Raw genomic sequence first — 24001 nt, 5'->3', positions numbered from 1 at the left:
TGGTAAGGGTCAGTCGTTGAGGTGACAGGCCGAAAAATGACCGGGACCGACTTCCTTTTTGAGCGGGATCTCAACCCGACAGCGGTCCATTGCGAACGGACAGCGCGGATGGAAATGACAACCGTTTGGCGGATTGAGTGGGCTTGGCAGCTCGCCCTCGACCGCCTTGAACCGTCGCTTGCCGGGTTCGATACGCGGGACCTCCGCAAGCAGCGCCTGAGTGTAGGGATGGTTGGGTCGGCGAAATACCTCCTCAACTGGCGCCTCCTCGACGATACGCCCAAGATACATGATCGCCACGCGATCCGAGATGTGCTCGACGACCCCGAGATCGTGGCTGACGAACAGATAGGTCAGGTCGAGCCGGTCGCGCAGGTCCATGAATAGGTTAATCACCTGCGCCTGGATCGAAACGTCCAGCGCAGCGACGCTCTCGTCGCAGACGATGAACTCCGGCTGCACGGCCAGCGCCCGGGCGATGTTGACGCGCTGTCGCTGACCGCCGGAGAACTGGTGCGGATAACGGCTTTTCATCGTCGGATCAAAACCGGCCAAAGTCAGATAGCGGTCGATATAGTCGGCGCGCTGTCCCTTCGGGATAAGCCCATGCGTCCTTGGCGCCTCGGAGACAAGCTCTTCCACCGTCATGCGGGGGTTGAGCGCCGCCATCGGGTTTTGAAAAATCATCTGGGTGGCAAGGCCCGCGATATGCTGTTGGCTCGATGTCATCTTCGCGCGATCGACGCCATTCCATGCCACTTCACCGTCGCTTGGCGGGATAATACCGGCGATAACGCGGCCGAGCGTCGACTTGCCGCAGCCGCTTTCGCCAACCAGGCCGACGACCTCGCCACGGCGGATCGTCAAACTGACATCGTCGAGGGCATGGACGATCGGCGATGGCTTGGCGATGCGCAGCTTCAAAGCGATCTTTTCGGCCAGGTCAGGCTTGGAGCCGAAACGGCGGGACACGTGGCGGGCTTCGATCAAGGGAGTTTCGATCAGGGGGGCTTGTATATCGGTCATCAGGCTTCAGCCTTCCTGTAGGGATGGATGCAGCGGAAGGCGCGGTTGTCTTCGGGGATGAGCGGCGGCATGATCAGACAGCCCTCGGATACGCGTTCACACCGGGTCTGGAAACTACAGCCCTTCGGCAGCCGGGTGATCGACGGCGTCATTCCGGGGATTTGCCGCAAAGGCTCGCCACGACGGTTTTCCGAAGGAACCGATGCGATCAGGCCGCGGGTATAGGGATGTCGCGGGTCCCCCAGCACTTCCATCACCGTGCCGGTCTCGACGAGCCGGCCGGCATACATCACAGCTATGTCGTCCGCGAGCCGCGAGACGATTGCGAGGTCGTGGGTGATCCAAATGACCGCCGTATTCGACTGTTCAGCAAGCTTCTGGAATTCCGAGATGATCTGGCTCTGGATGGTGACGTCCAGAGCTGTCGTAGGTTCGTCGGCGATGATCAGGTCCGGCTGGTGCAGGACGGCGATGGCAATCGCCACACGCTGGCGCATACCGCCTGAAAACTGATGCGGGTAGGCGGAGAGCCGCTCTTCCGGGCTCGGGATACCGACGAGCCCAAGTGCGTCTCGGGCACGCTGGCGAGCGACATCCTTGGAGACGTCATCATGCGCGCGAACCGCCTCGACCATCTGGGTGCCAATGGTCAGCACCGGGTTCAGAGTCATCATCGGATCCTGGAAAACCATGGCGATGCGCTTGCCGCGCAGGCGCCGCATGCCTTCTTCCGAGACCTTCGCCAGGTCTTGGCCATCGAACATGATCTGGCCTGATGCCACCCTGCCCGGCTTGTCCAGGAGCCTCATGATCGAAAACCCGGTAACGGATTTGCCGGAGCCAGATTCTCCGACCAGTCCCAGCACCCGTCCGCGCTGCAGGCTTAAAGAGACGTCGTTGACCGCCCGCAGGCCAGGGCTTTTTGGGGATCCACCGAATTCGGTGACCAGATTGCTGACTTCAAGAAGAGCTGTCATCAGACATTCCTCGGGTTGAGCACATCACGCAGCCTGTCGCCGACGAGATTGATGGAGACGATGGTGACGAGCAGTGCGATGCCGGGGAAGAAGCTGATCCAGTAAAGACCGGTCAGGAGATATTGGTAGCCGGTGGAGATCAGCATGCCCAAAGACGGTTCGGTGACCGAAGCTCCAAGGCCAAGGAAGGACAGTGTCGCCTCAAGTCCGATGGCGCGTGCCACCTGCATGGTACCGATGACGATCACCGGCGCGAGACAGTTGGGCAGCAAGTGTTTGAAGAGGATGCGCCAGCCCGGCAGCCGCAAAGTCCTTGCCGCCTCAATATACTCCTTCTCCCGCTCGACCAGTGCCGCAGCGCGCACGGTGCGGGCATAGGTGGCCCACTCGGCGATGATCAGCGCGATGATGACGTTGGTGACACCCTTGCCGAGCACCGCCAGCATCATCAATGCCATCAAAATGGTCGGAAAGGACAGCTGGAGATCGACCAGTCGCATCATGAACGTCTCTGTGCGGCCTCCGACATAGGCAGCGAACAGACCGGCGGATGTGCCGATCACCGCTGCAGCAATAGCCGACAGGACGCCGACCGCGAGCGAGGTCCGCAGGCCGTACAGAATGCCCGAAAGAATGTCGCGACCTTGGCTGTCTGTTCCGAGATGATAGGTCAGCCCCGTCATCGATTCCGACCCCGGTGGCAAGCGGCCATCCATGATATCAAGCTGCATCAGGTCATATGGATTCTGCGGCGAGATCAGCGGCGCGAGCAAGGCAAGACAGATGATGACCAAGAGTACCGTGAGGCCGGCGACCGCACCGGGGGAGCGCATGAAATCGCGCAGCTGCCGACGCAGGCGGCTTGGTTCTGGTGGGATGCTGGAAGTTTCTGGAATGGGGGCTTCGATCATGACTTTAAGCCTTGGAGTCGAGCCGGACCCGTGGGTCCAGCAGCGTGTAGCAGACGTCGATCAGGAAGTTCAAAACGACGAATAGCAGGACCATCATCATCAGGTAGGCGACGATAACGGGACGATCGAGGAGGTTGATCGAGTCGATGATCAGCTTGCCCATGCCCGGCCAAGCAAAAATGCTCTCGGTCACGACAGAGAAAGCGATCAGTGAGCCGAATTCCAGGCCGATGATGGTGACAACCGGGATCATCAGGTTTTTGAGCACATGCACGAAGATCACACGGCGCTCGCGCAGTCCCTTTGCACGGGCAAATTTGACGTAGTCCTGCGGCAGCACTTCCTGCACGCCGGCACGGGTCAACCGCAGGATCAGCGAAGTCTTGAAGAGTGCAAGGTTGAGCGCCGGCAGCATCAGATGCCAGAGGCCGTTCTGGGTCAGGAACGACCATTGTACGCCCAGCAACTCGCGTGTCGGGCCTCGACCATTGGTCGGCAGCCACCCGAGTTCGACCGAAAACACCATGATCAGCATCAGCCCGACCCAGAATGTCGGCAACGAGAAGCCGAGGATTGAGCCGGTCATAATAACACGCGACGAGATCCGGTTGGGGTAGAGACCGGCATAGAGGCCGAGCGGCAAGCCAACGACGAGTGCCAGCCCGAGCGCTGTTACCGCCAGTTCCAAAGTTGCCGGAAGGCGTTCGAGGATCAGGCCGAGAGCCGGTCGCCCATAGACGAAGCTGTCGCCAAAGTTACCCTGAGTGAGGCCTTGCAGGAACAGAAAATACTGCTTCCATAGAGGCTGATCGAGCCCGTAGTGGGCAATGACCCTCGCCCGTTCAACCTGATTGGCATCAGGGTTGATCAGGATATCGACCGGGTTCCCAATGACGTTCACACCGACAAATACGATCACCGTCATCGCAAGGACGACGAAGAGCGCTTGGATCAGTCTTCTGATGATGGACGTAACCATGAAGCAGTTCCTTTATCAGTCGACGGACAGCGACAGTCCATCGCGCTGTGGATCGGCCGCGCCCCTCGACACACCGTCTTCGATCTTGATGGCATGGACAGCGGCAAAAGCATAAGTCTGCGGCGTTCGCGCCACATCGTATCCCTCGCTGCGCAGTTCTTTCTCCACCGAACGACGAATGCGGTTGGAAATATCGATCTTGTTAGACACTCCGACAACGCGCGGAGCGGCGACCGCTTCAAGCACCGGCATGTTGAAATCGATCATGTTCATCAGTGACTGGGCAATCGCCGGCGCTATGTAGCTGCCACCCGGCGCACCGACGACGATGTACGGCTGCTCGTCCTTGAAGACAATTGTCGGTGCCGCGGAACTTGGCCGGCGCTTGCCGGGAGCAATCGAACCCGGCTTGCCTGGGAACGGATTGAACCGGCTCATGGTGCCGTTGTACATGAAGCCGAGACCGTCGGTGATAGCGCCGGACGGGCTGCCAAGCGTGTGGGTCATCGCCACTGCATTGCCATGCTTGTCGATCACTGAGATATGCGTGGTGTCGCGCTGCGAGCGGTCCAGGCGAGAAACGTCGACACGCTCGCCGGCTTTGATCGAAGCCGCATGGGCGCCAGCATATTCTTTGGAAAGCAGCTTTTCGAACGGCACGTCGACATAGGTCGGGTCGCCCATATGCGCATCCTTGTCGATCGTCATGCGCTTCATCGCTTCGAATAGCGTGCGGACATGCTCCGTCCCCGAATGCTGCATGGCGCCAATATCGAAATTCTCAAGGATGAAAAGGAGTTCGAGCATCGGGAACCCGGAGCCAGGTGGTGGCGAAGTTGCGATGCGATGTCCCCGATACTCGCCCCAGATCGGGGCCGCCTTCGAAAGTTCGTATTTTGCCAGGTCATTCAGCCCAATGAGACCGCCGTTGGCGGCAAAGTCGGCAGCGATCTGCTGCGCAATCTCACCATGATAGAAAATGTCCGAACCACCACTTCTGGCAATACGCTCCAACGTGTCTGCCATGTCCCGGTTGACCAATGTCTCGCCGACATCGCGTAGCGAGCCGTCTTCCCGGAAATAGACATTACGCCCCGTTGCCGAGTATCGGAGCTTGTCCTGGGTGTTAGCAAAGCCATCGTTGGACTGATCCTTCGACCAATACCAATGCATGTGACTGCGGATCATGAAGCCATTGCGGGCGTAGTCGATAGCCGGCGCCATCAGGTCGGCCCAATCGAAGGTGCCGTAATCGCGCAGCGCGGTTTCATAGCCCTTCAGCGAACCCGGCGTGCAGACGGCGAGGTAGCCGATGTCAGAGATGTTGCCGTCGAGGATATAGCCGAACCCATCGCGGCTCTCGCCCTTGACCCTGTCCACCCACATGTCAGGTGTCGCGGCGAGCGGTGCACGCGCGTAGAACTCGAGAATATCGTGTACGCCTTTGTCGGGCATATAGACATGCATCGAGCCGAAACCACCGATACCCGACATCTGCGGATCAACGACGCCCTGCACGAATGCGCAGGCCAGCGCTGCATCTATGGCATTGCCGCCGCGCTCGAGAACCGCAGCACCAGCCTCCACGGCCTCCGGTTGCGGCGCGACGATCGTTGCATTCTTCATTTCATGCGTCTTTCATTCAAAATCTTGGCAAGGAAGGCTTTTACGTGGCCGAGAACCTTGATGCGGTCGTGTGACACACCGGCGACCTTTTCGAAGGTTACATCGACGCCAGCTGCGCGGAACGAATCGGCAAGTGCCTCGAGGCGCGCAGGACGGTTTTCACCGGCGTCATTGGCGCCTTCCATGTAATATTTGCTGCCAGGCTTGTGGGTGATTTCCCAGGTTTCGAGATCGGCATCTCCGACCACCATATGTACCGGCACCTTAGCTAGCGCTTCAGCGTCAAAAGTCTTTCCGAAACGAATTTCCAGGTCCCGCACGCCTACCCACCAGTCGCGCTCGGGATCGAGCAGCGTCACCGAACCTGGCGCGCCGACAGATGCAGCCCACAGCCGCTCGGGATGAAGGATCGCGAAACGATGCGCGAAGTGGCCGCCTCCTGAAAATCCAAAAATTGCGAACTTCGACCAGTCCTGATCGTATTTCGCAGCCATTTCCTCGACCATTGAAAGCACGATCCGGTCGTAGCGGATGTCGCCCTCTTCCATAAACTTGTAGCCGGATCGGGCACCGTCGCCCAGAACGTTCATCGGGAAGATCGGACAGAGGATGGCACAGTCGTTGTAAAGCCCGAACTCAGCAAAGCCGTCGCGGAAGTCGATTGCCGAGGTGCGGCCTGTGCCATGCACGGCGACCAGCAGGTCGATCCTTCGCCCATCCGCCGCTGTCGGCGGGACATAAAGCAGCATATGAAGGCGGGGATCCGCTGTCGACGCGAAGATTGCCGTCTGACCGTAGTCGTAGATCTCCCGCGCACGGGCGGCAGCGCCGCTCGTTCCAAGTTCCTGCATCGTTATCTCCTGAAATTTGCTTGGCGGGTGGCCCGAGGGCCTACCCGCCGTTGCCGCGTTACTTCGCGGGCTTCACATAGTAGGCGAGCGTGTATTTGTCGCCGCGCGTTTCATAGGTCACCGACTTCTTCGCACCTAGAACGACATTCTCATAATGCATCGGCAGCAGCCAGAGCTTGGAGAAGGCGAGCGTCGAAAGCTCCTCAAGCAGCGGCAGGCGGTCCGCTTCCTCAAGTGTCGAAGTTGCTTTGGCAAGGACTTCGTCGATCGCCGGATCCGAGATGCCACCGCCGTTGTAACGACCGGTACCTTTCTTCTCGTCACGAGTTGCTGTTAGTGCAACAGTCGGATTGGTAGTTTCACCGGTGTTGACTCCCCATGAACCAAGGAACGTACTGTAGCTGCCCTTCGAATAGCTATCGGAATACATCGACCAGGGCAGTACCTCGACCTTGGACGTGATGCCGATGCGAGTGAACATCTGGCCAACGGCCTGCAGCACTTCGGTATCTTTGACGTAACGGCCGGCCGGGCCATGCAAAGTTAGACCGAAGCCATCCGGATAACCGGCTTCTGCAAGCAGCGCTTTTGCAGCCGCCGGGTCATAGGTGACTGGCGCTACATCCTTTGAATGGCCGGCATAGCCGTCGGCGACATATTGATCGGCGACGGTACCGTTCTTCTGCATGACACGGTCAACGATCGCCGGGCGGTTGATCGACATCAACATGGCGCGGCGGACGCGTTCGTCCTTCAGAGGGTTCTTTTGCAGGGGCGAGCCATCGGATGCCGTCACGAACGGTGAGACATCGCGGCTGACATCCATTCCCATATAAACGAAGCGCGAGGAGCGGCCGTTAATGACCTGCAGCTTATCACTTGCTTCAACACGTGCCATCCCGTCGGCCGGAAGGGCTTCAATCACGTCGATCTCGTTCGACAGAAGCGAGGCGAGACGAGCACCATCGTCAGGCAGAAAACGAAGATTGACTTCAGACCAATCAGACGCTCCGGCGTAATATGCATCGTTGCGCTTCAACTTCAGACTGCTGCCTGGCGCATAGGAAACGAAAGAGAAGGCACCGGTGCCGACCGCGCATTTACCGCCGTCGAAATCCTGGACCGGTGCTTGTGCACAGTCCGCGCTGATGATGCGGATGCGGCTAAGCGAGTTCAGGATAAGCGGGTCAGGCACCTTGGTTTCGACCACGATCGTCAGGCTGTCGGTCGAGGTGACATTGGCGATGTTGCGCGTATACGAAGCAAAGCCCTGGCTGGGCTTGTCGCGGGCGCGCAGCAGCGAGGCTACAACGTCAGCTGCATCGAATTTGCTTCCGTCGTGGAAGGTCACGCCATCCCGCAGCTTGAATTCCCAATGCGTCGGATCAATCAGCTTCCATTCTGTCGCCAGTTCCGGCGCACTACCGGAAGTCCCTGTCAAGTTGACGAGACTATCCCAAATGTGCCGCGAAGTCGCACTGTTGGGAGCGGAGCTGTCTTCATGCGGATCGAGTGTCGTCGGCGTTGTCGACATGCCGATCGTCAAGGGAGATTCCTGCGCAGCAGCGAGTGCTGGGATTGCGATTGAACCGAGCAGAGCAATCGCTGCACGTTTCCAATATGTAAGGGCCATGATCCCACTCCTTATGGCTTGATTGATGCTCGGTCTTATTGCCGGCTTTCTGAACGAGTTTTCTCCGTTTCCATCAATATTGGTAGGACCCTGTCATCAAGCTGTCAAACTCAATTCTCTCGTGTTACGGTGTACGTAATAAGAGGTTTATGCCTTTTATTTGGGCAACTACAATAATTCTGGGTAAGAAAGAGCGGAATTCATGGAAGAAAAGAGCGGAATTGTCCAATCTGTCGACACAGCTATTTCAGTATTGATGGCGGTCGCGAAGACACCAGACATTCGGCTGTCAGAAATTTCTCGGAATATCGGTGAAACAAAGCCCCGAGTTCTACGGATGTTACGCACACTGGAACATCGAGGAATGGTTCGCAAGGCTCAAGACGGCGCCTACCGCCTTGGCACCGCGGTGATTGTTCTTGGAACTGCAGCCTCGACCCAGGTGGATTTGGTGAGAGTCGCCAATCCGATCCTCGAGCGGTTAGGTCAAAAGGTGAATGAAACGACGCAGCTCCGTATCATCGACAACGGCGAATCCCTTTGCGTGGCAAAATTCGAGCCAACACGTGATCTGCGCGTGCACTCGATGATCGGTAGGCGGCGCCCACTTCACGCCGGATCCTACAAGGTGCTGCTGGCCTTCCTGCCACCTCAGATCCAGTCGCAGATGTTGCCTGAGGTGCTGGAGAAATTCACGTCCCGCACGATCACCGATCGGGGCAAACTTGAGGCCGAACTCAAGACGATCAGGGGACTTGGCCACTGCATTAGTCGCGGGGAAGTCAGCGATCAATTGGTTTCCGTGTCGGTGCCAGTCTTAGCGTTCGACGGTTCGGTGATCGCCGCAGTCAACATTGCAGCCCCAGCTTTCCGTACACAGGAGAGCGACATGGAGCGATTTGCTGTGCTGTTGAAAGATGCCGCTAGACAAATTTCAGCTGGCTTGGGTTGGTGACGTCGTGATCTCCCACCCGTAACGGGTTCAAGCGACCGAACGACGACACGTTCCGTCTCCGGATGCAGATATTAACCTAAAGCCCTGAGGCAAGCCTCTGGTACAATGAACTTCGGGTATTCTAATCTTGTCATCTGCGCAGACATCCGGCCTTATCTCCAAACTTGGAGAACACGTATGAAAATACTACTGATCGAGGACGATATCGAGCTGGCGGAATGGCTCATGAAAGCCTTGAGCCAGCGATACGACTTCATGACCGAATGGTCAGAAGACGGCCTTGTCGCCGATAAGCGCCTCCAGACGGAGGAATTCGATGCCATCATTCTCGACCTCGGATTACCACAGATGAACGGGCGGTCGTTGCTATCAGCAATGCGATCGCGGGGTGACACTACGCCTGCCCTGATCCTGACTGCACGGGATTCTCTGGCCGAGCGCATCGAAAGCCTGCATCAGGGGGCTGATGATTTTCTGGCCAAGCCTTTCGCTATTGAAGAGCTTGAAGCACGACTTGTTGCACTGGTTCGGCGTGCTCACGGCAAGAACGCCGGCACTTTTGCATCCGGTCCCTTGAGTTATCATTCGGCCGAGCAACGCTTCTCTCTTGATGGAGAGCCTCTTGAGCTTACACCGAGAGAGCATTCGATGCTTCGCATACTTCTGCAACATGCCGGCGAGCCAATGTCGAAGCAGAAGATCATCGACCGGATGTTCTCATATGATGCGGACATCCGGCTTGATGCAATCGAGGTGATCGCACACCGATTGCGCAAGAAGCTTGGGGAAGCCGTACACATACGAACACTACGTGGACTGGGCTATGTGCTGGAAGTGGATGCAACGTGATCAATCGGAAGGCTGGGGCGCTGCCCGGCCGCCGGCTGGCGGTCACATTGGGTCTCTGGACCCTGCCGGCGTTGATCGTTGGGATGATTTCAACGCTGTGGTTCAGCGCCACAACCATTAACGAACTGGCAGACAGCGCCTATGATCGCTCACTCGCCGGCGCCATCCGCGCGATCGACTCCAATATTTCCACACAAAGCGGTGGTGTCGGTGTTGAACAGCCTTACCAGCTCTTCAAATTCTTCGAGTTGACGGCACAAGGCGCCGTATACTTCAACGTCACGACCGACGACGGGTTCGTGCAAATAGGTGACGTTCTGTTGCCGCCTCCTCCTGACCTGACCAGCGGTGACATCCGCTTTTCGGACGATACCTATCTCGGCCAGGCGATCCGCGTCGGTGCCCTGAAGCGCCCTCTCTCGCCGACCGCTCCCGAAGGTACGCACATCATTATTCAGGTTGCCGAGACGAAGGGCTCGAGAGCGGCGTTCCAAAACGAGCTGATCAGTCGTGCGGTGTTGCGAGATTTTCTGGTTATCCTGGCGCTGGTATTGCTCCTTGCCGCAGGTGCTTATGCGGCGGTTAAGCCGCTCAATCGGCTGCGTGAGGCGATCGATAAACGTGAACCTGACGACCTGACACCTGTAGAGGTCGCATCGCTGCCGCTCGAAGTGCGTCCGCTGGTTGAGTCGGTCAATCGGTTGATGCAACGGAACGTTGAGCAAGCCGATCAGCAACGACGTTTCCTGGACGATGCTTCGCACCAGCTGAGAACGCCGATGGCGATCATGAGGACACAGTTGGATGTCGCATTGCATCAACAGAACCTCGACGATATCAGGAAGACTTTGCTGTCAGCCCTGAACGTCCTGGATCGATCTGTCCGCACCACCAACCAGTTGCTTGCATTAGCGCGCGCGCGGACCTCTCAAGGTTACGACGCCTATCCACAAGAGCAGATCGCGCTTGAGGAGACGATCGCCGAGACGGTGCGGATGTTGTGGTCACGTATTCGCAGCCAGCGGATGGACTGCGTGTTCGAGCCGCCGGATGCCACGGTGGTCGTGCGGGCAAACGAGGGGCTGCTGCAAGAAGCCCTCGTCAACGTAATCGACAACGCCATTGCCTATTCGCCACCCGGCTCGCTTATATCGATCCGCTTGCAAGTCGAGAATGATCGGGCTCTTACCGAAATTATGGATGAAGGCCCGGGCATGAATGATGACGAAATCGCCCATGCGGGTTCGCGCTTCCGGCGTGGTTCGACCAAGCGATCGGTCGATGGCAGCGGCCTCGGGCTAGCAATTGCCCTCACCGTCGCACGTGCTTCCGGCGGCAACATGGAGGTCCGCAATCGTCTGGACAGAAGCGGCCTTGTGGTCAGCATCAGCCTACCTGTCGTCTCCCCCATCCCCGGTTGAAAGCTGTTTGAAAGCTTCGATCCGATATAGCGCTCCTACGCAGATGGAGGTCTGCGAATCTTGGAGGAGATTGTTGATGACCAAGCGTATTCAAGCCACCATTGCAGCTGCTTTTGCGTCCGTAGCCGTTCTGGCGTTTCCGACGGTCGGCAAAACCGAGCCCGCAAAACCCGAATGCATCGCTCCTGCACAGCCAGGCGGCGGTTTTGATATCACCTGCAAACTGGCCCAGGCCTCACTGCAGAACTCTGGCGCCCTGAAGGCACCACTACGCATCTCATACATGCCGGGTGGCATCGGCGCCGTCGCTTATAATTCCATCGTAGGGCAGCGTCGTGCGGAAGCAGGAACGATCATCGCGTTTTCTGCCGGATCGCTTCTCAATATCTCCCAGGGCAAGTTCGGCGCCTACACCGAGAAGGATGTCCGCTGGGTCGCCAACATCGGTACCGACTACGGTGCCGTGGTGGTTCAGCAGGACAGCGTCCATAAGTCACTCACCGAATTGATGGCGGCGATCAAGGCCGACCCGGCATCGGTAATCATCGGTGCAGGCGGAACGATCGGCAGCCAGGACTGGATGAAAGCCGCGCTTACGGCCCGCGCAGCCGGTATCGACTACAAGACGATGCGTTTCGTGGCATTCGAGGGCGGTGGTGATTGCGCGACGGCACTGCAAGGTGGGCACGTCCATGTCTGCATGAACGATGTCGGCGACAGCCAGGCGGCAATCGACGGCGGGGCACCTTTGAAGCTGCTTGCGATTTTCTCCGAACAGCGCCTTCCAGGCAAGCTGGCTGGGGTACCAACCGCAGCCGAGCAGGGATTTGACATAAAGTGGCCGATTGCACGCGGCTTCTATGTCGGACCCGACGTCAGCGATGCCGACTACAAGTGGTGGGCGGATGCCTTTGCCACGACGATGAAGTCGCCTGATTACGCCAAGCTTCTACAGGAGCGCAACCTGTTCACGCTGCCGATGACTGCCGAGGAAACGACAGCTTTCGTTCACAGCCAAGTCGCTGAGTACAAGAAGCTTGCCACCGATTTCGGCCTCGCAACCAAGTAAGGCTGCATTGATGACCCAGGACCGCTTCCTCGGACTAGCCGCGATCGCGTTGGCGGCCGTGATGGTCATTTTCGGCTATGGCCTGCAGGCGCCGTTTGCCTACGAGCCCGTTGGACCCCGCGCATTCCCGTTGATGGCAGCTGCCGCCATCGCTGTCTGCGGCATCATCCTGGTTTTGAAACCGGGTGAAGCGAACACCGAGGAAGGATCGGGCATCAGTCGCCCGATCCTCATCCTCTCCGGCTGCCTGCTGGCCTATGCTTTGCTGTTTCAACCACTCGGCTTCGTACTATCAACGACAGTGTTGATGGTTCCGATCGCCATGGTGTTTGGAGCGTCGTGGTGGCAAGGGCTTATCACCGGTGCGGCGCTGGCAATATCCTCCTATCTGCTTTTCGACAAACTGCTCGACGTCATTCTGCCCGTTGGTCCGTTCGGAGGATTTATCTGATGGAAACGCTCTCCTATCTGGCGCACGGTTTCGGAATCGCGCTTGCCCCGACGAATTTGCTTCTAGCCGCCATCGGCGCGATCGTCGGCACCATGGTCGGCGTTTTGCCGGGGCTCGGGCCAATCAATGCCGTTGCGATGCTGGTGCCGGTCGTCTTCGCACTCGGCCTGACGCCCGAATCTTCGCTGATCCTAATGGCAGCAATCTACATCGGATCCGAGTACGGTGGGCGCATCAGCGCTATCCTGCTAAATGTCCCCGGCGAAGCGTCTGCTGTCATGACCGCCATTGAGGGGTATCCCCTCGCCCGGCAGGGAAAAGCTGGCATAGCGCTTTCGCTGTCTGCCTGGACCTCATTCGTCGGCTCGGCGATTGCCACACTCGGCATCGTGATTGCCGCGCCGCTTCTGGCGAGATGGGCGTTGGCCTTCGGGCCTATCGAATATGTCGCACTGATGGTGTTCGCCTTCGCATGCTTGACTGGGCTGCTGACGGATCAACCCGTCAAGGCAATGCTCGCAATCATGCTTGGTCTTGGGATATCGACCATAGGCATCGACGCCAACTCAGGCGTTTATCGCTACACTTTCGATTCACCGAACCTGGTCGACGGCGTTCAATTCGCGACGGTCGTGATTGGGCTTTTCGCCATCAGCGAATTGTTGATCATGCTAGAAAGCATGAAGGGTGGAGCAGCGCCACGCATTGAGCAGCTCGGCCGGCCACTGTTCAATCGCGCCGAAATGAAGTTCACCAACGCCGCGACGATGCGCGGTTCGCTGATCGGTTTCTTTGTCGGCATTCTTCCAGGTGCAGGCGGCACCGTTGCCTCCGCGCTAGCCTATACGACGGAAAAACGCGTCGTTGAGCGTACCGACCCGGAGGGCAGCCGTTTCGGCCAAGGCGACATGCGGGGGCTCGCCTCCGTGGAAGCTGCAAACAACAGCGCTTCAAACAGCAATTTCATCCCGATGCTAACGCTCGGTATCCCAAGTTCTGGAACTACAGCAATCATGCTGGGCGTTTTGACGCTTTACAATATCACTCCGGGGCCTGCACTATTCCGCTCTCAGCCAGATCTCGTCTGGGGCTTGATCGCTTCGCTGTTCATCGGCAACGTTATCCTGCTGGCCATCAACATCCCGCTGGTTGGGCTGTTTGCCAGAATGCTCTCCGTCCCAGCCTGGGTTCTCGTACCATTTATCGTCGTGGTCAGCACGATCGGGGTATATTCAGGAAAGTCTACGACGTTCGACCTCGTGCTGATGGTGGCCCTTGGCGTCGGCGCATATTTTTTAAGACGCTTCGGAGTGCCAATGGCGCCGCTAATCCTGGGTCTGGTGCTTGGCAAAATCCTCGAGCAGAGCCTTCGGCGCGCGCTTTCGCTTTCGGCCGGGGACATCGCAATCCTCTGGTCCAGCCCTATCGCGATCGTCCTGTGGGTGATGGCTGCATTAGTGTTGCTGGTTCCGCTTCTCATGCCTCGGTTTAGACGTTGGCGCGAGGAAGCAATCACTGAGCCGGATTGAGGTCGTCCAATGCCATATCTTGTTGGAAGTGACGTTGAAACCAGTCCTACCGGAGTGCGCCTAAGACAGTTGTTGAATAAACCTGCCATCGTCAGGATGCCAGGCGCTCATAATGGTTTCGCTGCCCTGCAGGCAAAGCAAGCAGGATTTCAGGCACTATACCTTTCAGGCGCGGCCATGAGCGCTTCGATGGGCATGCCGGATCTCGGCATTCTAACGCTTGAGGACGTCCTGTTCTTCACCCGCCAGATCGTACGTGCCAGCGACTTGCCGCTGCTGGTCGATGCAGACACCGGGTTTGGTGAAGCGCTGAACGTCATGCACACGGTTCGAAGCCTTGAGGACGCCGGAGCTGCCGCCATCCAGATCGAAGATCAGTTGCTGCCAAAAAAATGCGGCCACCTGAACGACAAGAAGCTAGCGCCTGCTCAAGACATGGCCGCGAAGGTTGCCGCGGCAGCCTGTGCTCGGCGGTCATTGCTGATTCTTGCCCGAACCGACGCGGTTGCGGAGGAAGGCATCGACCGGGCCATCGATCGGGCAAGGCTCTACGTCACGGCAGGGGCCGATGCGATTTTTCCCGAGGCACTCACGACGGAGGCGATGTTTGCGGAATTTTCTGAGGCAATGAAAGGAGTTCCGCTGTTAGCCAACATGACCGAGTTCGGCCGCTCGCCATCCATGACGGCCGAGCGGCTGGAAACGCTTGGTTATCGGATGGTCATCTGGCCGGTTTCTTCGCTGCGGGTGGCAAACCATGCCCAGCAGAAGCTTTACGAGGATCTGGCGCTCGCCGGCACGACAGAAAACATGCTCTCGAGAATGCAGACCCGAGCCGAGCTCTACGAGACGATCAGCCTCGACGCATACGAGGCGCTCGACACGTCTATCGCGAAAAGCCAGCTGCCGGTCTGAACCGGATGCAACAGACTTACGAAGACTGGTGACCAGCGTTACCATCGAGGAAACATTGAATGAAAAATTTTGCCATCTATCTGCTCGCAACATCGGCAGCCGTCTGCAGCGTGGCGACCACCGCCCACGCACAGTCTTCACGCACCCGCACCGATCCCGATAGCTTTGTAGCCCGCGACCTGACCAAGGAATTGCGCAACAAGATGACGGGGAACTATACGCTGGCGCTCGCCGGTGACGTGCTGATGCAGGAGCCAATGGGCAAGCGGATCAGCCCAGAGCTGAAATCCATCTTGCGCAATGCCGACACGACGATCGGCAACGCCGAGGTGTTCATCGTCGATCGTCGTTTCTGGGCGGGCCCGAACGGCTATGGCAACAACTGGGCACCGAAAGAACTGGCAGCGGACTGGGCCGATCTCGGTTTTGACCTGATGGGCGCCGGCGAGGCTGCCGGTGGCGAAGCGGGAATGATATCGACCCTTAAGATCATGGAAGAGGCCGGCATCAAGGTCGGCGGCTATGGTCCCAACCTGACCGTTGCGCGTCAGCCGGTGTTCCAGGAGCTGGAACAGGGTCGCGTCGCGATGGTCTACGCGCTTCCCGTGGGACCTGTTGCGTCATCGTCCGAGACGGCGCGCGACAAGAAGGGCAACGAAGGCGCTGAGCAGTGGGGATTGAACACCCTGAAGCTCACCCAGAGCATGACGGTGACAGCCGAGCAACTGGCGCAGTTGAAGGCGATCCGCGATTCTGTCGTGGCTCGCCGGACGGAGCCGGACGTCACCCGACCGATCGATATCCCTAAGGACAAGCCGGACTCGGTCGAGCTGCAAGGCAAGAACTATGTTCTCGGCGACAAGCCCGGCAACTATCTATACGCCATGGACCCGAAGGATGAGCAGGCTCAGGTGCTGGCGGTTCGCGGTGCCAAAGAATATGCTGACTTCGCGGTCTTTTCGATGCACATGCACGAAAACCGTTATGCTTTTCAGGCCTATTCGCAGGATCACTATCCAACCGACTATGCCGTCCGCCTTGCTCATGAGCTGATCGACAACGGCCTTGATGTCTTTCATGGCCAAGGCAACCACACCATGCAAGGGATCGAGATCTACAAGGGCCGGCCGATTTTCTATAATCTTGGTAATCTATCTGTCCATCGCTTTGGCGCCGATGGCACCCCGGATGGTGGAGACGGGAAGACCTATATCGAGGACGGAGAAGTCGGCGAACAGTGGCTGCAGCAGGATATCAACCTGATGGCCTATCTCGCTGAGGTCGACTACAAGGAAGGTCGCCTGACTCAAATTAGAATTCATCCGACCGACCTTGGGCTTGGTAGGAAGCGGCCTTGGTCGCGTATGAACATTCCGATGAAGCCATCGCCGGAGAATGCCGAGCGTATCCTGCGACTCGTTCAGGAATACTCAAAGCCTTTCGGAACTGAGATTATCATCAAGGACGGAGTTGGCTACATTGACGTCCCTGAAACTGCGACCGTCTCTGTTGGTGCAAATATCCGGGCCGGCTTCGCAAAGTAGTGTTCAACGGTTCGCGGGGCGGCCAACAGGCCGTCTCGCAGGTGCTGCACGCGCATTACTCGTCGTTGTCTTGAACGGATCTGAACCTCTGCCCTACGGTTGCGCCTTTAGCGCCGATTAAACGGCATGCTGCTGGACGCTCAGCCCACCATCGACGGTCAGGCATGTCGCATTCATGAACGGGCATTCGTCGGAAATCATGAACACGGCTGCCATGGCAATCTCCTCCGGCGAGGCGATCCGCCCGCCCGGATGGAGTTTCATCGTCTCGGCCTTGGCGGCTTCCGGATCGGCGAAGCCGTTCCAGTAGTCGATGACCTTTTGGGTTGCGACGTAACCTGGCGCTAGCGCATTGACCCGAACATTGTTCGATGCATACTCCAGACCCAGCGACTTGGTCATGCCAAGCAGCGCGTGCTTCGCCAGCGGATAGGGAAATGTATGCGGTATGATGGTGAAGGCGTGGGTTGATGCGATATTGAGGATCACGCCACCGCCCGTCTTGATCATCCCGGGCAGCACCGCCTTGCAGCAGTTCCATGCGCCCTTGAGATTGATGTCGAAGCAGCGGTTCCATTCCTCATCGGACGTTTCGAGGGGTTTAGCAAAGACGTTGACACCGGCATTGTTGACGAGCGCGTTGATCAGCCCAAGTTCATCTGCTGCCTGATGAACCGCGTTGGTAATAGCCTCAGCATCGGTGATATCCGCCGACAGCCAGGCGACTTTGCCGCCCTCCTGCTTCATCGCCGACGCCTCGCATTCCAAAAGGTCGCCATCGCGATCAATGAGGTAGAGCGCCGCTCCCTCGCGCAGAAAAGCCTTTGCGGTCGCAAGGCCGATGCCCTGCGCTGCGCCGGTCACGAATATTCGCTTGTCCGCAAGCCGTCCCGTCATCGTCTGCTCCTTACCACTCTGCAAAGCTGCCGTCGGGATGGCGCCAGATCGGATTGCGCCAACGGTGACCTTCCTTGGCTCGTTCAATCACATAAGCTTCGTCAACCTCAATACCGAGGCCCGGGCCTTGAGGAATGGCGACGAAACCGTCGGCATAAGCGAAGACATCCTTGTTGACCAGATAATCGAGGATATCGTTCGATTGGTTGTAATGGATGCCGAGGCTCTGCTCCTGGATAAATGCGTTGTAGCTGATGGCGTCGATCTGCAGGCAGGCCGCAAGCGCAATCGGCCCAAGCGGGCAGTGCGGTGCAAGCGCCACGTCATAGGCCTCGGCCATGGCCGCTATCTTTCGGCATTCAGTTATGCCCCCCGCATGGGACAGATCCGGCTGGATGATATCAACGAAGCCGTCCGATAGCACCTGCTTGAAATCCCATCGCGAATAGAGCCGCTCCCCGAGTGCGATCGGCGTCGAGCAATGGTTGGCGATTTCCTTAAGCGCTTCCCTATTCTCCGAGAGAACCGGTTCCTCGATAAACATCAGCTTGTAAGGCTCAAGTTCCTTTGCAAGCACCTTTGCCATCGGCCTGTGAACCCGCCCGTGAAAATCGACACCAATACCGATATGCGGCCCGACTGCTTCGCGGATCATGGCGATCGTCTCGACCGCCTTCTCAACTTTCTCATTCGTATCGACGATCTGCATTTCCTCGCAGCCGTTGAGCTTGATTGCCTGGAAGCCCTGCGCCACCACGTCCTTGGCATTCTTCGCAACGTCAGAAGGACGATCGCCGCCGATCCAAGAATACACCTTGATGCGGTCGCGCAGCTGGCCGCCGAGAAGCGAGTGGATCGGCTGGCCGAGAGCCTTGCCTTTGATGTCCCACAACGCTTGGTCGATGCCGGCAAGTGCGGACATATGGATGGCGCCGCCCCGGTAGAAACCGCCACGATAGAGCACTGTCCAGTGATCCTCGATCAGGAAGGGATCCCTGCCGATCAGGTAATCCGCCATCTCCTCAACGGCGGCCTGAACCGTTAGAGCGCGCCCTTCGACGACCGGTTCGCCCCAGCCGACGATACCTTCGTCGGTCTCGATCTTCAGGAACAACCAACGCGGAGGAACAATGTAGGTGGTGAGCTTGGTGATCTTCATGAGATTGTTCCGATCAGGCGAGAATGAGGTCGGCCGCCTTGCCGGCGGCGGCAAGAACGGCGGCATTGGTGTTGCCGCTGACGATAGTGGGCATAACCGAGGCGTCTATGACGCGCAGACCGCGCGTTCCCCGGACCTTGAGATCCATGTCGAGGACCGCGTCCGGATCGTCGTCGCGGCCCATTTTGCAGGTTCCAACGGGATGGTAGCCGGTCTTCACCGTTCGTTTGCAGTGGGCGGCGATTGCCTCATCGCTCACCACGTCTGCACCTGGGAAAATCTCCTTGTCGATGAGTTCCTGCATCGGCGATGCCGAGAGCACCCTGCGGGCGAAGCGGAAGCCTTCGATCGTCAGCTTCAGGTCGTCGGGGTGAGCAAAGATCTGGGTATCAACGATTGGATCGTCAAACGGATCGCTCGAGGCAAGCGTTACCGAGCCCCGCGCCTTGGGTCGCAGCAGCAGAGAGTTTATCGTCACGCCGTCGCCGGGTTCGGTTCCCATCACGTCGCGGTCAAGATAGACAGTCGGAACACAAAACATCTGGATGGTCGGCCGATCGTTGTTGCCTTCCGGGTCGTAGAAAGCGCATGTCTCGACGCCTGTCGTCGAGACCGGACCGGACTTGAACAGCAGGTACTGCAGGCCGGCCTTGATCATCGGCCAGCCGCGGTCCTGCTTGTAGTAACCAAAGGCTCCCTTCGTCGTCGCGACCACCGGGCATTCGTAGTGATCCTGAAGGTTCCGGCCGACGCCGGGCAGTGCCACCTTTGTCGCAATACCGTGCTTTGCAAGTTCGCCCTGCGGGCCGATGCCGGAAATCATCAGCAGCTTCGGCGTCTGGTAGGCGCCGGTCGCAAGGATGACCTCCGTTCCCGCCCGGGCAGATTTGGGGGTGCCGTTCTGCACGTAATCGACGCCGACGGCACGATCGCCGTCCATGCGAACGCCGGTCACGGTCGCGCCCGTTTCGATTGTTAGCTTCGGATCGTTCATGACAGGCGCCAGAAAGGCATCGACGGCGCTCGACCGCTTGCGGGTCTGCCAGTCGATCGTATGCTGCATGAAACCGACGCCGAATTGCGCGGCACCGTTGAAATCCGGGTTGTAGGGGATACCCATGCCCTGCAGCGTCTTTATATAGGTGCGGGTCATCGGGCTGGTATGGCCGAGATGCGAGATCTTCAGCGGACCGCCGACGCCGTGATAGTCACCGGCAAGATGGTCGTTGTCCTCCTGCGACTTGAAGTAGGGAAGCAGGTCCCGATAGGACCAGGAATCGTCGTTGTCGGATCCGGGCGCTGTCACAAGTTCATTCCACATATCGAAGTCGGCCGCCTGCCCGCGCATATAGACCATAGCGTTGACCGTGCTGCCGCCCCCCAACACCCTGCCCTGCGGCACGATTGGGCCTCGCCCGTCGAGCTGAGGCTGTGGCGCCGTCTTATGCATCGAGAGATAGGTGTCCTTCGCCAGGAACTTCATGTAGCCGGCGGGAAAGTTCATGATGGGGTTGGGTTTGGGCGGACCGCGTTCCAGCAGCAGCACCCGTGCCCCGCCATCGGCGACAAGACGCGCAGCCACCACGCAGGCGGAACTGCCTCCACCGACGATGATAAAGTCGAACGGGCGTTCCTCAGACATTTCTTCTCCTCGGGTATATGCGCACGGTCAAATATCCTGCGGCCGAAGCCGGATGCTGCCCGACAATCGCTGGCCGGGCTTCAGGACCTGGAGATCGCCGAGATCCGGCATGTTATGGCTGTTTGCGAGGTGCGACATCGGCTCGAAGCAGAAATAGTCGCGTTTGAACTGGGGGTCGAAGTCGGTGTCAGAGACGAAGATGAAGGCATGCCGGAAGATCGGATCGGCCGTCAGGTGAAGTTTCGTGCCATGTTCGGGCCAGAATATCGTCGCTTCGCCGGACCATTGCTCGAAACCGTTGTTGACCCATCGCTGCGGCAGGGCCAGGGGCTCGCTGAAATCGAGATCGGCCGGGATTTCCGTCGCCTCGCCCGGAAGCCAGCCTTCGACCTCGGTCCAAAATTTCCGCGCCGGTGCTAGCAGCATCGTCTCGGGCGTCAACGGAAAATAGGGGTGCCAGCCGAGCCCGAACGGCAAGGCGTTCTCGCCCGCGTTCTCGACGGATAGGGTGAGCTCCAGCCCGTCGTCTGTTAGCATAAAGGTCTGCCTGGCGCGGTAGGCATAGGGCGTATGCCCACCCGGCTGATGGGCAAAGCTCATCACGACCCGGTCGTCCGCCTGTTCGTCGAGCGACCATTCTGACTGCCAGCCTTCGCCATGCAGGTAATGGGGATCCCATTCCGTGTTTGGGCTGAAATGATACTCCAACCCGTCGAACGCGAAACGATTGCCCTTCACCCGGTTTCCGAATGGGACAAGGGGATAGCAAGAAGATGAGAGCGCATCCGCTTCGGCGGGAGCATCCCGCAGCAGCGGTACGCGGCCATTCTCGTCATCTTTCCAGAAGCCGACGATCAGTCCGCCAGCGGTCGATACACGCAGCGAAAGAGAGCCAACCTTTAGATTCAAGACTGCCATGCCGGCTTTACCCCTTGTTGCGCGAAAGGCTGCGCTTGATCGCCTGAATATTGGCGAGCACCGCAATGACGATGATCAATCCCCGCACCACCTGCTGGAAGAACGGATTGATGCCCAGAAGAACGAGACCATTGCCGATCAAGGTAATGACCAGAACCCCGAGAAGCGTTCCGAGCATGGAACCGCGGCCGCCCGACAGGGCCGTGCCGCCGACGACGACCGCCGCGATCACGTCGAATTCCAGCCCGCTTGCAGCCGTAGCGTTGCCGGAGCCGAGCCGCGAGACGAGGAGGATGCCGGAGATTGCAGCCATCGCACCTCCAATGGCAAAAAGCGCCACCCGGATCCGCGACACGTTGATACCGCTCAGAAATGCCGCATGAGCATTGCCGCCGACCGCAAAGACGGAGCGTCCGAATGCCGTCTTGCGGCTGACGAAGGCAAAGACCGCGAAAAGGATGAGCATGATGATCGCCGCCGGAGGAATGCCGAAGACCGAACGGTCGAGCGCATCCAGCATATCGTTGCGGCCGATCGACACCGGCAGCGCGTCCGTCACGAACAGGGCCGTTCCGCGCAACGCGCTCCACATGCCGAGCGTGGCGACGAAGGAGGGCACGTCGAAATAGGCGCGCAATATGCCAGGTATCGCGCCGAGCAATGCGCCGAAGGCAATCGCCAGCATGAAGGCCAAGGGAGTCGGCACGCCCATCTGGAGCAGGAAGGCGAGCTCGACCGAGATGAAGGCCACCATCGGACCGACACTCACGTCGATCTCGCCGGCGATGATGATCAACGTCACCGCCCAGGCCGCGATTCCGATCGTGGCCGCATCCCGCAGGATATTGACCTGGTTGTTGAACGAGATGAAGCCCGGCGCCGTCGACGCGAAGATCACGTAGAGAACGACGATCGCGAAAAACAGGCTGATCTCGTTCATATGCTGCGTGAACGTGAACCGCGGCGCCTTCGCCTTTTCAGGAGCCGCCGGCTTGGCAGCATGGTCGAGTGACATCCAATGTCTCCCTCAATGTCCGGTAATGCAGGCCGCCATCAAGCTGTCCTGATCGATGTTGGGTGATTTGAATTCTTCCTGCAGCGCGCCGTCTCTCAAAACGACGACGCGGTCGCAGACAAGCGGCAGCTCCTCAATTTCGCTGGAGACGAAAATGATGCTTCGGCCTTCGGCGGCGAGCTGGCGGATGATCGAATAGATCTGTGCCTTGGCCTCAATATCGACGCCGCGGGTCGGCTCGTCGAGCAGGAGGACGCGGCTGCCGGCATAGACCCAGCGACCGATCACGACTTTCTGCTGGTTGCCGCCGGACAGCGTGCCGATCGGCGTATCCGTGCGTGCCGTCTTGATATGGAGGCGGTCGATGATCTTGCGGGTCGCTTCCGCCATCCGGCGCGACGACAGGATACCGTTGCTGCTGACGCCGGCGAAGTTGGTGGACAGCGTGTTCTCATCGACGCCGAGAAGCGGCACAATGCCCTCTTCCTTGCGGCTCTCCGGCGTATAACCGAATCCTCGCCTGACCATTTGCCTATAGCCGGCCGAGCGCACGGACTTTCCCCCGGCCAGAACATCGCCGGAATCGAAGCGGCGTACGCCCATGATCGCCTGCAGCAGCTCTGTCCGTCCCGCGCCAAGAAGTCCGGCAATGCCCAGAACCTCGCCTTTCCTGAGCGAGAAGGAAATAGAAGAGAGCTTCGGCGAGAGTGCCAGATCCCGGACCTCGAGCACGATCTCGGCTTGGCTTCTGTCTTCCAGGGCGGCGGCCTGAGCGCTTTCCGAACCGAGCATAAGGCGAACGATCTCGCGCGTGTCGGCTCCCTTGACGTCGACCGTATCGATGATCCGGCCGTCGCGCATGATTGTTGCCGAATGAGCGATCTGGCGGATTTCGTTCATCCGGTGGCTGACGTAGATCACGGCGACGCCCTGCGCCGCGACTCTGGTCACGGCCGCCATCACCTTCTCGGCCTCGGCCGCCGCCAGCGAACTCGTCGGCTCGTCCAGAATGACGAGCTTCGGTTTTCCCAGCATGGCCCGGGCGATTTCAAGAAGCTGCCGTTCGGCGGGACTGAGGGCCGCGACCAGGCGGTCCGGCGGCAGATCCAGCCCGAGACGGCTCATCGCGTTTGCCGCTTCCGCTTCCATCGCAGCATATTGGATGACGCCGCCCTTGCGCGGCCATCGTCCAAGAAAGAGATTTTCGGCCAGCGTCATGCCGGGAACGAGGCTGAGCTCCTGGTAGACGACGCACACCCCCCTCTCAAAGGATTCCTGCGCGCGGCCGGAGCCGGTCTGGGTGAGCTCGGCACCATCGACCAGCACTGTACCGCTGTCTGGGACTTCGGCACCCGTCAGCATGCGGATCAGCGTCGACTTGCCGGCGCCGTTCTTGCCGAGCAGCGCTCTCACTTCGCCGGGCACCACGTTGAACGTGGCATTGTCGAGCGCCAGCACACCAGGGTAACGCCGCGTACATCCATTGACGGACGCGACTGCGGAGATGTCTGCCGGCCTTGTCTGGGAAACAGAGATCATCGATCTTTCCGTTGAAAGAGACGGCGCCGAATTGCCGGCGACATCTGACTGCTTGCGTCCAGAGGAAACCCGGAGGTCATGGGGTTATCGCCCGG

At 58.9% G+C, this 24001-nt stretch carries 21 protein-coding genes; 8 read left to right on the top strand and 13 right to left on the bottom strand.

Annotated elements, in window-relative coordinates; all coding sequences use genetic code 11:
- Positions 1–9: 9 nt before the first annotated feature.
- From J3A65_RS21815 to J3A65_RS21785, 7 genes are read right to left on the bottom strand one after another with little or no spacing between them, the layout of a single operon-like run.
- The gene (locus J3A65_RS21815) at positions 10–1026 is read right to left on the bottom strand and encodes an ABC transporter ATP-binding protein (protein ID WP_209903760.1); all 1017 of its coding nucleotides are present in this window, start codon (positions 1024–1026) and stop codon (positions 10–12) included.
- Complete coding sequence (locus tag J3A65_RS21810; protein WP_209903757.1) at positions 1026–2003, bottom strand: ABC transporter ATP-binding protein; 978 nt, start codon at positions 2001–2003, stop codon at positions 1026–1028. Before J3A65_RS21810 ends, J3A65_RS21815 begins: the two co-directional genes overlap by 1 nt.
- Positions 2003–2914: an ABC transporter permease gene (locus J3A65_RS21805; protein WP_209903755.1), complete on the bottom strand. Its 912-nt coding sequence runs from the start codon at positions 2912–2914 to the stop codon at positions 2003–2005. Before J3A65_RS21805 ends, J3A65_RS21810 begins: the two co-directional genes overlap by 1 nt.
- Before the next feature lie 4 nt (positions 2915–2918).
- Entirely contained in the window at positions 2919–3893 is a 975-nt protein-coding gene (locus tag J3A65_RS21800) for an ABC transporter permease (RefSeq protein ID WP_209903753.1), read from the bottom strand.
- 15 nt (positions 3894–3908) lie between these two features.
- Positions 3909–5519 (bottom strand): gamma-glutamyltransferase, encoded by a 1611-nt coding sequence (ggt, locus tag J3A65_RS21795; protein ID WP_209903751.1) that lies wholly within the window; start codon positions 5517–5519, stop codon positions 3909–3911.
- Complete coding sequence (locus J3A65_RS21790) at positions 5516–6370, bottom strand: alpha/beta hydrolase (protein ID WP_209903749.1); 855 nt, start codon at positions 6368–6370, stop codon at positions 5516–5518. The genes ggt and J3A65_RS21790 overlap by 4 nt, the downstream gene beginning before the upstream one ends.
- A 58-nt stretch (positions 6371–6428) precedes the next feature.
- Positions 6429–8003 carry an ABC transporter substrate-binding protein gene (locus tag J3A65_RS21785; protein ID WP_209903747.1) on the bottom strand — a complete coding sequence of 525 codons (1575 nt, stop codon included), beginning with the start codon at positions 8001–8003 and terminating at the stop codon, positions 6429–6431.
- Positions 8004–8205: 202 nt separating this feature from the next.
- Here J3A65_RS21785 and J3A65_RS21780 point away from each other — a divergent pair, with 202 nt between their 5' ends.
- The 8 genes from J3A65_RS21780 (at position 8206) to J3A65_RS21745 (ending at position 16736) form a co-directional block, all read left to right on the top strand.
- Positions 8206–8958 carry an IclR family transcriptional regulator gene (locus J3A65_RS21780; protein ID WP_209903745.1) on the top strand — a complete coding sequence of 251 codons (753 nt, stop codon included), beginning with the start codon at positions 8206–8208 and terminating at the stop codon, positions 8956–8958.
- A 177-nt stretch (positions 8959–9135) separates the two neighbouring features.
- Positions 9136–9807, top strand: a complete 672-nt coding sequence (locus tag J3A65_RS21775) for a response regulator (protein ID WP_209903742.1) — start codon at positions 9136–9138, stop codon at positions 9805–9807.
- A complete protein-coding gene (locus J3A65_RS21770) occupies positions 9804–11228 on the top strand; it encodes a sensor histidine kinase (RefSeq protein WP_209903739.1) in 1425 nt (474 codons plus the stop codon). The genes J3A65_RS21775 and J3A65_RS21770 overlap by 4 nt, the downstream gene beginning before the upstream one ends.
- A gap of 76 nt (positions 11229–11304) precedes the next feature.
- Entirely contained in the window at positions 11305–12297 is a 993-nt protein-coding gene (locus tag J3A65_RS21765) for a tripartite tricarboxylate transporter substrate-binding protein (RefSeq protein ID WP_209903737.1), read from the top strand.
- A gap of 10 nt (positions 12298–12307) precedes the next feature.
- Entirely contained in the window at positions 12308–12748 is a 441-nt protein-coding gene (locus J3A65_RS21760; protein WP_192078985.1) for a tripartite tricarboxylate transporter TctB family protein, read from the top strand.
- Complete coding sequence (locus J3A65_RS21755; protein WP_209903735.1) at positions 12748–14277, top strand: tripartite tricarboxylate transporter permease; 1530 nt, start codon at positions 12748–12750, stop codon at positions 14275–14277. The genes J3A65_RS21760 and J3A65_RS21755 overlap by 1 nt, the downstream gene beginning before the upstream one ends.
- A 9-nt stretch (positions 14278–14286) precedes the next feature.
- Positions 14287–15192 (top strand): methylisocitrate lyase, encoded by a 906-nt coding sequence (gene prpB, locus J3A65_RS21750; protein ID WP_209903732.1) that lies wholly within the window; start codon positions 14287–14289, stop codon positions 15190–15192.
- Between the two features lie 59 nt (positions 15193–15251).
- Positions 15252–16736 (top strand): CapA family protein, encoded by a 1485-nt coding sequence (locus J3A65_RS21745; RefSeq protein ID WP_209903730.1) that lies wholly within the window; start codon positions 15252–15254, stop codon positions 16734–16736.
- Positions 16737–16853: 117 nt separating this feature from the next.
- On the opposite strand, the gene J3A65_RS21740 is transcribed toward J3A65_RS21745, so the two are convergent.
- Genes J3A65_RS21740 through J3A65_RS21715 form a run of 6 tightly spaced genes read right to left on the bottom strand, consistent with a single transcriptional unit; the run spans position 16854 to position 23906 of the window.
- Positions 16854–17633: an SDR family oxidoreductase gene (locus tag J3A65_RS21740; protein WP_209903728.1), complete on the bottom strand. Its 780-nt coding sequence runs from the start codon at positions 17631–17633 to the stop codon at positions 16854–16856.
- A gap of 10 nt (positions 17634–17643) precedes the next feature.
- A complete protein-coding gene (gene dgoD, locus J3A65_RS21735) occupies positions 17644–18792 on the bottom strand; it encodes a galactonate dehydratase (protein WP_209903726.1) in 1149 nt (382 codons plus the stop codon).
- 13 nt (positions 18793–18805) lie between these two features.
- The gene (locus J3A65_RS21730) at positions 18806–20434 is read right to left on the bottom strand and encodes a GMC family oxidoreductase N-terminal domain-containing protein (protein ID WP_209903724.1); all 1629 of its coding nucleotides are present in this window, start codon (positions 20432–20434) and stop codon (positions 18806–18808) included.
- A gap of 27 nt (positions 20435–20461) precedes the next feature.
- A complete protein-coding gene (locus J3A65_RS21725) occupies positions 20462–21352 on the bottom strand; it encodes an aldose 1-epimerase (protein WP_209903722.1) in 891 nt (296 codons plus the stop codon).
- A 7-nt stretch (positions 21353–21359) separates the two neighbouring features.
- Positions 21360–22367: an ABC transporter permease gene (locus J3A65_RS21720; RefSeq protein WP_209903720.1), complete on the bottom strand. Its 1008-nt coding sequence runs from the start codon at positions 22365–22367 to the stop codon at positions 21360–21362.
- A gap of 12 nt (positions 22368–22379) precedes the next feature.
- The gene (locus J3A65_RS21715; protein ID WP_209903718.1) at positions 22380–23906 is read right to left on the bottom strand and encodes a sugar ABC transporter ATP-binding protein; all 1527 of its coding nucleotides are present in this window, start codon (positions 23904–23906) and stop codon (positions 22380–22382) included.
- Positions 23907–24001 lie beyond the last annotated feature (95 nt).

The organism is Rhizobium sp. PvP014, from assembly GCF_017876855.1.
In the GTDB taxonomy this organism is placed as follows: Bacteria; Pseudomonadota; Alphaproteobacteria; order Rhizobiales; family Rhizobiaceae; genus Neorhizobium; species Neorhizobium soli.
Note: the sequence above shows the minus strand (reverse complement) of the source record. Positions and strands in the feature narration are given on the sequence as shown.